A 12,576-nucleotide genomic window follows, 5' to 3' on the forward strand; every position below is an offset into this window, starting at 1 on the left:
CCGTAGGACCATGACCATGTGGACCTATTATCCCGAGCTGCTCGCAAAGCCCGTGCCGCGCTACACCAGCTATCCCACCGCGGTGGAATTCGGCGACGCGGTGGGCGAAGCCGATTATGCTGGAGCGCTCGATGCGATCGAACCGGCCACGCCGCTTTCGCTCTATGCCCACATCCCCTTTTGCGAACAGATATGCTGGTATTGCGGCTGCAATACCGGGGCCGCAGGCCGCAAGCAGCGGCTCGCCGATTATCTCGTCGCGCTACGCGCCGAAATCGCCATGGTGGCGAAACGGATCGGCGGCCGCGCGCGCGTCCAGCATATCGCTTTTGGCGGCGGCAGTCCCAATGCGGTCGCGCCCGTTGAATTCGTCCGCATCCTCGACCGCCTGCTGACCGTCTTCGACGTCAGCCGGCCCGAAATATCCATCGAGATCGACCCGCGCGGTTTCACGACCGAATGGGCGCTTGTCCTCGCCGCGTCGAACGTCACGCGTGTCAGCCTGGGCGTTCAGACCTTCGCCCCGCACATCCAGCAAGCGATCGGCCGCGTCCAGCCGCTCCGCGATATCGAGGCGACGGTCGCGGCGCTGCGCTTGCGCGGGATCGACGCGATCAATTTCGACCTGATGTACGGGCTGCCGGGGCAGAGCATCGCCGATCTCGACGCGACGCTCGACGAAACGATCCGCCTCGCTCCCAGCCGGATCGCGCTGTTCGGCTACGCCCATCTGCCCGCGATGTTGCCGCGGCAACGGCGCATCGACGCGACCGACCTGCCCGACGACCGGTTGCGCTTCGAACAGGCGGCGCACGGTTTCGAACGGCTGACCGCGGCGGGCTATATTCCCGTCGGCTTCGATCATTTCGTGCTGCCGGGCGATCCGCTTGCCGCGGCGGCCAAGGCGGGGCGCGTCAACCGCAATTTCCAAGGCTTTACCGAAGACGACGCCCCCGTCCTCCTCGGCTTCGGGGCGAGCGCGATCAGCCGCTTTCCGGGGTTGATCGTCCAGAATGAAAAGCGCGCCGGCCCCTATCGCGACCTGATTGGCGAAGGACGACTGGCCGCGGTGCGCGGCGTTGCGGTGGGCGAAGACGACCGCCTGCGCGGCGCGATCATCAAGGCCATCCTGTGTCAGGGACGCGCCGCGCTGCCCGCTGCATGGGCCGATGCCGCGCGCCCGGCGCTCGCGGACGTCGCGCAGCGCGGACTGATCCGCTGGGATGGCGACGAACTGGTGCTGGATGAGGGGTCGCAGCCTTATGCCCGCACCATTGCGGCGCGCTTCGACCGCTTCCGCGGCACCATCGCCCCTGCCGATACCGCCGCCATCGCGCGCTGATCGCGCGCCGCGCTTCGCCGGAACAAGAAAGGCCAGCTCTCGGGGCGCGAGAGCTGGCCAGCAGCAGGTTGTTCGGGGCTTCGGGTGCCGGGGTCAGCCCTTGCAAGCCTGCTTGTTCTTGTTGCCGGGAAGGCTGCAATTATAGGTCACGGTCTTGCCGTTCGCCTGCTTCGCCTTGACCATATGGCCGGTGGGGCGGGCTGCGGCGACGCGCTGCGATGCGGCCTTCGGCTTGGCGGCAGGCTGCTTGAGGGGCTTTGCGGCGGGCTTGACCGCGGTCGTCGCGGGCTTCGCCGGGGTGGTTGCCGCAAAGCTCGGGGCGGCGATCATCATCGTCGCGGCCAGGCCGACGCCGATCAGGGAACCAAAACGTGCCATCTCTATCACTCCGAATGGTCCCGCCGCACGGTCCCGGTCAACGCGACGGGGCCGGCGGGGAAACAGGACGTCCAGGGCAGGGTCTGGGTGGACAGGGGGCGATCCCGCCTTGGACAAACCCCTATTAGGCGGCCGCGACCGACGGGGTGATGGCCGCGACATGACAATATGGTAATTTGCGCGCCAGCATCCGGACGGCCGACCGGTTTCATAACGCGATCCTGCTCAATGGGAGTATCCCCGTGACCGCGCACGCCGACCTGGCATCGATCGCCGAACCCGCCTCGCCCGCCGCCCGCCGCGGCGGCGTGGGGCGCGGCGTCCGGCTGGCCCTTGCCGGCCTGCTGCTGGCGATGCTCGCGCTCGGCGATTTCTATGTCTGGGCGGGCTATTATCACGGACCCCTCTACCGCGATCTCGCGTCGGACGCCGCCGGACCCGACCGGCCTGCGATCGTGATGCTGTCGGGCGACATGGGGAACAAGGTCGGCATGACCCCGCCGGTGTCGCGGCGGATCAATCGCCGCGGCTATGCGGTGGTGACAGTCAATTCGCTCGCCTATTTCTCGCCGCGCCGGACGCCGCAGGAAGCGGCAACGCTGCTCGAGAATGCGATGGCGCGGGCGATGCGGCTCGGCCGCACGCGCCGCGTCGTCCTGATCGGGCAATCCTTTGGCGCCGACATGCTGCACGCCGGTCTCGCCGCGATGCCCGCGGCCGACCGCAGGCCGATCAGCGCCGTCATCCTAGTCGTCCCCGGCCACGATATCATCTTCCGCGCCTCGCCGATCGAACTCGCCGGTCTCGAAATCCCCGACCAACTCGCCCTGCCGACCGCATCGCAGCTCGACTGGGCGCCGCTCACCTGCATCTGGGGCATCAAGGAAAATGACAGCCTGTGCCCCGAACTGACCTTGCCTGGCATGCGCAAGATCGCCTTGCCGGGCGGCCACAAGCTGCAATCCGACGACGCGGCGCTCGAAGCCGCAATCTATCCTGCCATTGCGCATGCGACCGACCGGATGCGCGCGCCGTCCCCCCGGAGGAACTGATATGAAGGCTTTGGCAATCGCTCTGCTGCTCGGCGCCGCGACCGGCATTCCGGCCCCGACGCCCGCCGCCAACCCGATCGGCGTCTGGCAGAATCCGAAAGGCACCATCCTGGTGCGCACACGCAATTGCGGCGCGATGCTGTGCGGCAATATCGTCTGGGCCAGCCCCACCGCCCTCTCCGACGCGCGCGACGCCGGTGTCACGGCATTGATCGGCACCGAATTGCTCAGCGACTATCGCGCGACGGGTGCGGGGCGCTGGACCGGGCAGGTCTATGTGCCCGACCAGGGCCGTCGCTTTTATTCGACGATCGAGGTAAGGAACCCGAACAGCTTGCGAATTTCGGGTTGCATCCTGGGCGGGCTGATCTGCAAACATCAGGAGTGGACGCGTCGATGACGGTTTTCGGGGGCGTGCGATCCTGGGCCTCGCGGCATCGCCGGACGTTGTCGATCGCGGCCGCGCTGGTCGTCGCGGCGCTCGGCTTCACCGCGCTCTATCATTTGCTGCATTCGGTGCGCCCGCACGCGATTCGAGAGGCTTTTCGCGCGGTTTCGAATGCGCAGATCGGATTCGCGCTGCTGCTGACCGCGGCCAGCTATCTGCTGCTCACCCTTTACGACACCGGCGCATTGCGCGTCATCGGCCGCAAATTGCCCTGGCGCACCGCGGCCCTCGCCTCCTTCACAAGCTACACGCTCAGCCACAATCTGGGCCTGGCCCTGCTGACCGGCGGCTCGGCGCGCTACCGCGTCTACCGCGCCGCGGGGCTCAGCGGGGGGGAGGTCGGAAGCGTGATCGCGCTCGCCAGCCTGAGCTTCTGGAACGGCGTCGTTCTGCTCGCGGGTCTGGCGGCCATGGCGAGTACGCAGTTGCTGCCGATTTTCGACATCGGCCTGTCGCTGCACTGGTTGCATCTCGGCGGGATGGTCGTCGCGACCCTGTGCCTCATCCCGCTGCTGCTCCGCCATTTCGGGCTGACCGCGCTCGACATCGGCGGGTGGCGCACTCCGATCCCGGACCTGAAGACAAGTGCGTCGATGACGCTCGTCGCCGCGCTCGATCTGGCTGCGGCCAGCGCGGCGCTATTCGTGCTGCTGCCGGCGCCCGACCCCGCCGCCTACCCCGCCTTTTTCCTTGGCTATGCCTTCGCGATCATCGCGGCGCTGGTCAGCCATGTGCCCGGCGGGCTCGGCGTGTTCGAGGCGGTGGTGATCGCGATGGTCCCCGGCGACAAGGCGCAGCTCCTCGCCGCGCTGCTCGCCTATCGCGTCATTTATTATCTGCTGCCGCTGCTGCTCGCCGCGCTGCTGCTTGCCTGGCACGAAAGCAAGGCGTGGCACGCCCCGGCGCGCCAGTTCGCCGCGGCGAGCGAATCGCTGCTCCGCGAACTGGCACCGCCGCTGTTCGCCGCACTCGTCTTCGCCGGCGGCCTGATCCTGCTCCTATCGGGATCGACCCCCGCCGAAGCGGGACGGATGCACGATTTGCGGCATATCCTGCCGCTGCCCTTCGTCGAAGCATCGCATATCGCCGCCAGCCTGTCGGGCACGCTGCTGCTCTTCCTGGCGCCCGGCCTGCTGCGCCGCCTCAACGGCGCCTTCGTCGCGACTCGCGCGCTGCTGCTCGCCGCGGCGATCTTTTCGCTGACCAAAGGGTTCGACTATGAGGAGGCGGTCATCCTCCTCGCCATCTGCGCCGCGCTGCAATGGAGCCGCCCCGCCTTTTACCGCAAGACTTCGCTGATCGACGCACCGCTGTCGACCGGCTGGATCGTCGCCGCGCTGATCGCCATCCTCGGCTCGGCCTTCGTCGGCCTCTTTGCCTATAAGCATGTCGATTATACCAGCAGCCTGTGGTGGCAATTCAGCTTGCGCGGCGACGCGCCGCGTTTTCTGCGCGCGAGTTTCGGGATCGCGGTGCTGATCACCGGCCTCGCGCTGTGGCGGCTATTCGCGCCGTCGGCCCGCACGGTGCGCGATACGCCGGTGGGGTTCGATGCCCTCGAACCGGCGCTGGCGCTCAGCGACAGCACCGATGCCTTTCTGGCCTACACCGGCGACAAGCGCTTCCTGCTCGCCGACGAGGGCGACGCCTTCCTGATGTACCGGGTGCAGGGCGGCAACTGGATCGTGATGGGCGATCCGGTCGGCAACGAGGATCGCTGGGCCGATCTCTTGTGGAAGCTGCGAGAAATGGCCGACGCGGCGCAGGGACGCATCCTGCTCTATCAGATCAGCGCAGCGTGTCTGCCCCAGGCGATCGACCTCGGGCTGTCGATCGTCAAATATGGCGAAGAGGCGCGCGTCGAGCTTGCCCGCTTCACCCTTGCCGGGCCGCAGGCAAAGACGCTGCGCCACGCCGAGCGCCGCGCGGTGCAGGACGGCGCCGAATTCGCCGTAGTCGCCGCCGCCGAGGTTCCCGCGCATCTTGCCGAACTCAAGGCCGTGTCGGACGACTGGCTGCACGCGAAAAAGCAGCGCGAAAAAGCGTTCAGCCTCGGCAGCTTCGATCCCGCCTATATGGCGCGCTTTCCCTGCGCGGTGGTACGGATAGACGGGCGGATCGTCGCTTTCGCCAATATTTTGGCGACCCCCAATGGCGCCGAAATGTCGGTCGACCTGATGCGCCATGTGAACGACATCCCCTATGGCGTCATGGACTTCCTGTTCATTCGCCTGATGCAGCATGCGCAGCAAGCGGGCTATCGCTGGTTCACGCTCGGCATCGCGCCCTTGTCGGGCATCGAGGGGCGCAAGCTTGCACCCGCATGGGCGAAGGGCGCCGCCTTCGTCTTTCGCCATGGCGAAATGCTCTATGGTTTCGAAGGCTTGCGCAGCTACAAGGCGAAATTCGCGACCGATTGGCAGCCGCGCTACATCGCCGGACCCCGCGGCATGGCCTTTGCACAGGCGATGGCGGCGGTGCACCAGATCGTCTCGCGCGCACCGGTCCGCAAGGATACGCGCGCGCCCGTCGCCGCCACGGCTTGATCGCGGGCAAGATTACCGCAGTTTCATCTGCACGCCATCGGGCGGTGGGACGCGGCCTGCTACGCGGGTCCAATGGACCCGCCGCGCATTCGATCCATGCCGCCGACGGCCTTGTTGATCCTGCTGCTGGCGGGGATCGTTTTCCTGTCGGCGCGGCTCTATGCCTCGCCGCATTCGCGTGGCGGGGGACAGGTGGGGGGATTGACCTTCGAAGCGGAGCCTGTCCGGCGCCACCAACCGATCGCGCTCGTCGTCACCAGCGTCGAGGACGGCGGCCCGGCGGCGAAAGCCGACATTGCGGCGGGCGACCGGATCGACCGGATCGACGGCCGCCCCATTGCGTCGGCGACCGATGCCGCTGCGCGGTTGCGCCGCGACGCGCACAGGGGGGTGACGCTGCGCATTCGCCGTGGCATCCGGACAAGCTATAAGCATCTTCCCGCGATGCGCGGGCCACAGCCGGGGACAGTGCATGTCGCAGAAAATATTGCTCGTCGAAGATGACCGGACGACCGCCGACTTCATCGGCAAGAGCCTGACCGGCGAAGGCTTCGTCGTCGATCATGCCGCCGACGGCCGCGACGGCCTGTTTCATGCGACCGACGGCAGTTATGACGCGATCATCCTCGACCGCATGCTGCCCGGCATGGACGGCATGGCGCTGCTCGCGGCGATGCGCGCCGCGCAGATCGCGACGCCGGTTATCATTCTGTCGTCGCTGGGCGCGGTCGATGCGCGGGTCGAAGGGCTGACGTCGGGCGCCAATGATTATCTGGTCAAGCCCTTCGCCTTCTCCGAGCTGCTGGCCCGGCTCAAGCTGCTCCTTGCCAAGCCCGGCAACGGCCCTCAGGTCGAAACGGCGCTGCACTGCGAGGATCTGGAAATGAACCTGCTCAATCGCCGCGTGACGCGCGCCGGCAAGCGGATCGAACTGCAGCCGCGCGAGTTTCGCCTGCTCGAATATCTGCTCCGCCACAAGGAACAGGTGGTGACGCGCACGATGATGCTGGAGGGGGTCTGGGAATATCATTTCGACCCCGGCACCAATGTCGTCGATGTCCATGTCAGCCGCCTGCGCCGCAAGATCGACGACGGGTTCGCGACGCCGCTGGTCCATACGATCCGCGGCGCGGGCTATATGCTCGGCGCCGCGAGCTGACCGGCGCATGCGCGCGCGCTTCTTTCAATCGACGATCGTCCGCCTGACGCTGGCGCTGGTGATCGCGCAGGTCGCGGCGCTGGCGCTCGGCCTGACGATCATCCACCGCTTCACCCAGGCGACGATCATCGACGACGCGCGAATCGCGGCCGAAGTCGCACGCGACGATTTTGCCGAAACCCAACGCCAGCAAGGGCCCGAAGCGCTGGTTCAGGCGATCCGCGACCGGCTCACCCGGCGCGACGACCGCAATTTCGTCGTGCTGTTGAAGGCACCCGACGGCACGCGCGTCGTCGGCAATCTCAGCCAATGGCCGGCGACGGTGTCCGACCATGAAGCGTGGCGCGAAATCCGCCTGTTCCGGCAGGATGCGGCCGAGGCCGAACCGATCGGGTTGATTACCACGCCGCTTCCCGGCGGCTATGCCCTGCTGACAGGCGAAGTGCTCGAGGCGCAGGTTCAGCTCGCGCGCGCCAGTCAGGCCGCCTTTCTGTTCGCGCTCGCGGTCGGCATCACGATCGCCGGAATCGTCGCCGCGTTCGTCGCCTGGCTGCTCGGGCGGCGCATCGACGTCTTTTCGCGCGCCGCCTCCGCAATTGTCAGCGGCCGGCTCGACGCGCGGGTGGAGCGCGACCGGACCGGTGACGCCTTCGACCGGCTCGGCGTATCGATCAACGCGATGCTCGACCGGATCGAAACGCTGGTCGGCGAGCTGCGCATGCTCACCGATTCGATGGCGCACGATCTGCGTTCGCCGGTCGCGCGGATGAAGGCGAAGCTGGAACAGGCGCTGGGCCGCGCGCGCGACCCCGAAACGACGGCGGCGCTTGCCGGTGCGATCGACGAGGCCGACAGTCTGCATCGCCTGCTCGACACCGCACTGGAGATCAGCCGGGCAGAGGCCGGGATCGGCCGCGACCAGTTCACGCGCTTCGCGCTCGCGCCGCTGCTCGAAGATATGGCCGAAGTCTATGGCCCGCTCGCCGAGGATGAGGGCTTTGCCATTGCGGTCGCGGCGCCCGCGGACCTTGAGGTCGTCGCACACCGCGAGATGCTGGTGCGCGCGCTGTCGAACCTGATCGACAATGCCCTGAAATATGCGGCCGGCGGCACGCAGATCCGGTTGACCGCGGCCCGGGAAGCCAGCGATGCGATCGACCTCGCGGTAATCGACGACGGTCCCGGCATCCCCGCCGACCGCATCGCCGAAGCGGCGCGGCGCTTCGTCCGGCTCGATCCCGCGCGTGGCGGATCGGGTGCGGGGCTGGGATTGTCGCTGGTCGAGACGATCGCGCATATGCACGGCGGTCGGATGACGATTACACCCGGGCAGCCGTACGGCACCGTCGTCACGCTCCGGCTGCCGGTCGTCGCGCCGGCCGCCTGAACGCTACGGCCCCGAACGCTTCGAATTGACGCCGAAGCCGAGGCGACGCTGCTCGGCAGCGGCGGACACCGCTGGCACCATGGCGTCATGCAGATGTCCGGTGCGCATATCCATCTCGTGCTTCCCGACGCCACCGAGCGCGCCGCCTGTTTCCGCGCGCTTGCCGATGGCCGCCATATTGTCCGCAGCTTTGCGAACGGCGCCGACTGGCTCGACGCGGGGGCGGCGGACGATTGCGCCGTGCTGCTTTTCCACTGGGCCCAGCCCGGCGCGGTCGATGGCAGCGCAATGCTCGCGGCAATCGCACAGTCGCCCGATATCGCCTGCTTCGTCGCCGCGAGTCGGCTGAGCGTCGGCGAAAGCCGCGCCATACTGCGCGGCGGCGCGACCGATCTGCTGCCCGCCCCGCTCGATCCGCGGCTCGTCCGGTCGGTGATCGGCGATGCGTTGACGGCTTGGGAGCGGCAGCGTGCAATGCACGCGGACCGGCGCGCCGCCGAGGCGCGCCTCGCCGCGCTGACCCCGCGCGAACGCGATATATTGGATGCCATAGCGGCGGGGCTCGGCAACAAGGCAATCGCGCGGCGGCTCGACGTCAGCCCGCGCACCGTCGAGGTGCACCGCGCCAATATCATGCGCCGGTCGGGCGCGGCGAGCGTCGCCGAGCTGCTGCGGCTGCGCTTCACCGTCGAATTCGCGCGGGGGCCGAGCGCCAATCCCGTCCATTTCGGAGCTTGATGTCTGCCCGCCTCCGGCCAGCGCGATAGATTGGCCCCTATAAGAGAATCGAACGGTCCGTCGCCCCTGTGTTGGTCCCCAAGGGCGATCCGTTCGACCGCGCGTGCCATCCCCACCTGGCCGCGCATCCCAGCCGGGCCGGCGGAGGATGTTCCACTTCCGTCGGCCCCTTTGGCACCGGCCCCTTCGCCGGACCTCGACAGCCAGACGGGCTAGCCCGTGACGAGCGCGCGCTGTTCGGGGCGGCCCATCGACAGCAGGATCGGGTCCGCCGCCTGGCGCGCCATGAAGTCGGCCTTGCCAGCGATCCCCTGCCATTCGATACCGATCAACGCCTGCGCGATCGCACCGCCCAGCGTATCGCCGGGGCCGGGCAGGATGATCACGTCGGGCGCATATTCCTTGACCGCAACCTGCACCGACAGCGCAAAATCATAGGGCGCAAGGATCTGATGCCCGAAGGTATAGTCCCAGATGCCCCAGGGATTGCTGGAAAAGCGCCGCCAGATATGACCGCGACCGTCGACCATCGGCAGGTTGGGCATGCCGAACAGCGCCGGGGGCAATTCGATCTTCGCCTTGTCCGAACTGCCGACCATCAGCGGCGTATGAAAGGGGCCATGTCCCGCCAGCCGCAGCGGATCGCGGCCCGGCGTCGGCGGCGCCTCGGCAAGCAAGGCGGCCAGCCCCTCTTCATTGCCCGCCAAGACAAGCATGCCGGCAAGGTCGATCGAAAGCGCGAGCGCATGACCCGGGCGCGCGGCGATGTCGGCGACGAGCCCCAGCAGGCTGGCGCGCAGCCCCGGCACCGGGCGCCAGTCTTCATCGACGATCTGCACCAATATCTGCCCGCCCGGCCCGTGCGTCTGGCTGTTGAGACCCATCGCATTGGCGATGCGAAAACCATCCTCGACCGACACTGCGCCTCCAAGCGCGAGCGCGCTGTACCAGCCCATCGAATTGCCCGCGACCGCGACGATGTCATATCGGGCGCGGTCGATGCTGAGCCAGTCGAGCAGGGTCGCGGTGTAGATCAGCGGGGCCGCGACATCGCCGCGCATGTGCGTCGCGACGCTGAAGCGATCGGCGCCGTCGAGTTCGCTGACCGTCGGCTGGTCCCGCTCGCGGCGCCTGGCGTCGAACCCGGCGATGATATCGCCGAAGCGCGCGCCGTGCAGCCGCGCGATGCTGCCAAGCTCGCCCTTGCCATAGGTGCCGCGGCCGGGGGCGACGACAAGCGCGGTCTTCTTCGCCGCCGTCATGCCAGCAGCTCCTTCGCGGCGGCGTAGATCGAATCGCGGCTTGGCAGCGTCACCGTCGCCGCCTTGCCCAGCGGGATGAAGCTGTCCTCGGCGGCGATGCGCGCCAGCTTCTTCTCCGGCGTGCGTTCGGTAAACAGCGCCATCAGCGCCTCGCTTTGCGAACCGGTGATGCGGCATTCGTCGACGATCAGGACGCGTTTCGCCTCGCCGACCGCGGCAATGAGCTTGTCGGCATCGACGGGACCGAGCCAGCGCAGGTCGATTACGCGCGCCTTGACGCCGTCGGCGGCGAGCAGCTTTTCGGCCTGCCGCGAGAGATAAGTGCCGTTGCCATAGGTCACGATCGCCAGATCGGTTCCGTCGCCATGCACGCCGACATCGCCCAGCCGGATCGGCGTCCCTTCGCCGGGCGCTTCATAGGCGCTCGTCCACAGGCCATCGCCCTCTTCGTGCAGGTCGCGCGTCATATAGAGCGCGATCGGTTCGACGAAGACCACGACGCGCTGCTCCTCGCGCGCCAGCCGCACGCATTCGCGCAGCATCTGCACGGCGTCGCGTCCGTTCGATGGCACCGCCAGGATTACCCCGGGAATGTCGCGGAACACCGCCAGGCTGTTGTCATTGTGGAAATGGCCGCCGAACCCCTTCTGATAGCCGAGCCCGGCGATCCGGATCACCATCGGGTTGGTATATTGGCCGTTCGAAAAGAAGCTCAGGGTAGCCGCCTCGCCGCGGATCTGATCCTCGGCATTGTGGACATAGGCGAGGAACTGGATTTCGGGCATCGGCACGAAGCCGTTGTGCGCCATGCCGATCGCGAGGCCGAGGATCGCCTGTTCGTCGAGCAGCGTGTTGATCACGCGCGCCGAACCGAAGCGCTGATGCAGCTTGGCGGTTACATTGTAGACGCCGCCCTTCGGCCCGACATCCTCACCCGCGACGACGATTTCGGGATAGGCGAGCATCAGGTCGGCGAGCGCCCAGGAGAGCAGCCGCGCCATATGCATCGGCTTGTCCATCTGGTTCGCGTCGCCGGCGAACATCGCGGTACGCTCGTCGGTCGAGGGGCGATTGGCCGGCGGGCGGTCGATCTTCGGCGGAACCAGGCTCTCCATTACTGCCGCGGCGGTGGTCAGCTTGGGGCGGTGGATCGCGGCTTCGGCCTGCCGCGCCAGCGTTGCGCCGATCTCTTCATAAGCATCGGCGACTTCGGCGGCGGACATCCATCCCTGTTCGACCATCAGCGCCGCCCCCGCGAGCAGCGGATCGCGCGCCTCGTCGGCTTCGATCAGCGCCTTGGGCAGATAGGCACCCTGCACGTCCGACCCGGCATGTCCGTAGAGCCGCACCGTTCCCATATGGAGAAACACCGGCTTGCGCGTGCGGCGCGCGAAGTCGGCGGCCTCTTTTGCGCCCGCGTAGGCCGCGACAAGGTCGGTGCCGTCGCACTGGATATAATGCAGCCCGGCGCGGTGGCGGAACTGCGCCTCGATCCACCCCGTCGGAGTGCGCGTCGAGATGCCGATGCCATTGTCTTCGCACAGGAAGATCAGCGGCAACGGCGTGCCCTGAAAGGCCGACCAGCCCGCGGTGTTGAACGCGCCCTGCGCGGTCGAATGATTGGCCGAGGCATCGCCGAAACTCGCCAGCACCACCGCGTCTTCAGGCAGCGGGAGGCCGCACATGCCCAGTCGCCGCGCGATACCGATCGAAAAGGCGGCACCCACGGCCTTGGGCAGATGCGACGCGATCGTCGATGTCTGCGGCGGGATCGCGAGCGGCTTCGACCCGATGACCTTGTGCCGCCCGCCCGAAATCGGATCCTCGGCCGAAGCGGCGAAGCTCAGCAGCATGTCCCAGTCGGGGGTCTGCCCGGGGAGCTGGCGCGCGCGGTGAAGCTGAAAGGCGTTCGAGCGATAGTGGAGGAACGCCATGTCGGTGACGCGCAACGCCGCCGCGACCGCGGCATTGCCCTCGTGCCCCGACGATCCGATGGTATAAAAGCCCTCGCCGCGTGCCTGCAGCGTCCGCGACAGCCGGTCCATCTGGCGACTGGTGAGCTGCGACAGGAAAATGTCGGTGGCATCCGACCACGTCAGCCCGGCACGCGCGGGATCGGGCGCATCGGCGCGGCGCGCGAGCGTTCCGTTCGCCAGCGCGCCGAGAAATTTTTCATGTACCGCCTGTGCCGCGTCCACGCTGTCCTCCTGCCGGTGTTCCGGTTGCCGGTGCAACCATTTGCCGCCGTCTCGCGCAGCTAGAAC

At 67.7% G+C, this 12,576-nt stretch carries 11 protein-coding genes; 8 read left to right on the top strand and 3 right to left on the bottom strand.

Annotation, left to right across the window (positions count from 1 at the left end):
* Positions 1-16: 16 nt before the first annotated feature.
* Positions 17-1,342 carry an oxygen-independent coproporphyrinogen III oxidase gene (hemN, locus tag STE01S_RS06705; RefSeq protein WP_062766351.1) on the top strand — a complete coding sequence of 442 codons (1,326 nt, stop codon included), beginning with the start codon at positions 17-19 and terminating at the stop codon, positions 1,340-1,342.
* 93 nt (positions 1,343-1,435) lie between these two features.
* On the opposite strand, the gene STE01S_RS06710 is transcribed toward hemN, so the two are convergent.
* Entirely contained in the window at positions 1,436-1,720 is a 285-nt protein-coding gene (locus STE01S_RS06710) for a hypothetical protein (RefSeq protein WP_062766167.1), read from the bottom strand.
* A gap of 242 nt (positions 1,721-1,962) precedes the next feature.
* Here STE01S_RS06710 and STE01S_RS06715 point away from each other — a divergent pair, with 242 nt between their 5' ends.
* The 7 genes from STE01S_RS06715 to STE01S_RS06745 all read left to right on the top strand — a co-directional run bounded on the left by STE01S_RS06715 (position 1,963) and on the right by STE01S_RS06745 (position 9,050).
* Positions 1,963-2,772, top strand: a complete 810-nt coding sequence (locus tag STE01S_RS06715) for an AcvB/VirJ family lysyl-phosphatidylglycerol hydrolase (RefSeq protein WP_162928220.1) — start codon at positions 1,963-1,965, stop codon at positions 2,770-2,772.
* A gap of 1 nt (position 2,773) precedes the next feature.
* Complete coding sequence (locus STE01S_RS06720) at positions 2,774-3,172, top strand: DUF2147 domain-containing protein (protein WP_062766173.1); 399 nt, start codon at positions 2,774-2,776, stop codon at positions 3,170-3,172.
* On the top strand, positions 3,169-5,766 hold the full coding sequence (mprF, locus tag STE01S_RS06725; RefSeq protein WP_062766354.1) for a bifunctional lysylphosphatidylglycerol flippase/synthetase MprF: 2,598 nt from the start codon (positions 3,169-3,171) through the stop codon (positions 5,764-5,766). Before STE01S_RS06720 ends, mprF begins: the two co-directional genes overlap by 4 nt.
* A 96-nt stretch (positions 5,767-5,862) precedes the next feature.
* Positions 5,863-6,270: a PDZ domain-containing protein gene (locus STE01S_RS06730; RefSeq protein WP_174531828.1), complete on the top strand. Its 408-nt coding sequence runs from the start codon at positions 5,863-5,865 to the stop codon at positions 6,268-6,270.
* Positions 6,239-6,925, top strand: coding sequence for a winged helix-turn-helix domain-containing protein (locus tag STE01S_RS06735; protein WP_003041581.1), 687 nt, complete (start codon positions 6,239-6,241; stop codon positions 6,923-6,925). The genes STE01S_RS06730 and STE01S_RS06735 overlap by 32 nt, the downstream gene beginning before the upstream one ends.
* Before the next feature lie 7 nt (positions 6,926-6,932).
* Complete coding sequence (locus STE01S_RS06740; protein WP_062766179.1) at positions 6,933-8,312, top strand: sensor histidine kinase; 1,380 nt, start codon at positions 6,933-6,935, stop codon at positions 8,310-8,312.
* Between the two features lie 87 nt (positions 8,313-8,399).
* A complete protein-coding gene (locus tag STE01S_RS06745) occupies positions 8,400-9,050 on the top strand; it encodes a response regulator transcription factor (protein WP_238929769.1) in 651 nt (216 codons plus the stop codon).
* A 212-nt stretch (positions 9,051-9,262) separates the two neighbouring features.
* Here the strand turns inward: STE01S_RS06745 and STE01S_RS06750 are convergent, their stop codons facing one another.
* Together STE01S_RS06750 and STE01S_RS06755 are read right to left on the bottom strand one after the other, a co-directional pair.
* On the bottom strand, positions 9,263-10,312 hold the full coding sequence (locus STE01S_RS06750) for an ACP S-malonyltransferase (RefSeq protein WP_062766182.1): 1,050 nt from the start codon (positions 10,310-10,312) through the stop codon (positions 9,263-9,265).
* Entirely contained in the window at positions 10,309-12,510 is a 2,202-nt protein-coding gene (locus tag STE01S_RS06755; protein WP_062766185.1) for a thiamine pyrophosphate-dependent enzyme, read from the bottom strand. The genes STE01S_RS06750 and STE01S_RS06755 overlap by 4 nt, the downstream gene beginning before the upstream one ends.
* Positions 12,511-12,576 lie beyond the last annotated feature (66 nt).

Source organism: Sphingopyxis terrae subsp. terrae NBRC 15098 (genome assembly GCF_001598815.1).
Lineage (GTDB): Bacteria > Pseudomonadota > Alphaproteobacteria > Sphingomonadales > Sphingomonadaceae > Sphingopyxis > Sphingopyxis terrae.

Excerpts from the sequence above, each read along its gene's own strand:
- hemN (WP_062766351.1), top strand. The coding sequence starts at position 17 with ATGTGGACCTATTATCCCGAGCTGCTCGCAAAGCCCGTGCCGCGCTAC.
- STE01S_RS06710 (WP_062766167.1), bottom strand. The coding sequence starts at position 1,720 with ATGGCACGTTTTGGTTCCCTGATCGGCGTCGGCCTGGCCGCGACGATG.
- STE01S_RS06720 (WP_062766173.1), top strand. The coding sequence starts at position 2,774 with ATGAAGGCTTTGGCAATCGCTCTGCTGCTCGGCGCCGCGACCGGCATT.
- mprF (WP_062766354.1), top strand. The coding sequence starts at position 3,169 with ATGACGGTTTTCGGGGGCGTGCGATCCTGGGCCTCGCGGCATCGCCGG.
- STE01S_RS06730 (WP_174531828.1), top strand. The coding sequence starts at position 5,863 with ATGCCGCCGACGGCCTTGTTGATCCTGCTGCTGGCGGGGATCGTTTTC.
- STE01S_RS06735 (WP_003041581.1), top strand. The coding sequence starts at position 6,239 with ATGTCGCAGAAAATATTGCTCGTCGAAGATGACCGGACGACCGCCGAC.
- STE01S_RS06740 (WP_062766179.1), top strand. The coding sequence starts at position 6,933 with ATGCGCGCGCGCTTCTTTCAATCGACGATCGTCCGCCTGACGCTGGCG.
- STE01S_RS06745 (WP_238929769.1), top strand. The coding sequence starts at position 8,400 with ATGCAGATGTCCGGTGCGCATATCCATCTCGTGCTTCCCGACGCCACC.
- STE01S_RS06750 (WP_062766182.1), bottom strand. The coding sequence starts at position 10,312 with ATGACGGCGGCGAAGAAGACCGCGCTTGTCGTCGCCCCCGGCCGCGGC.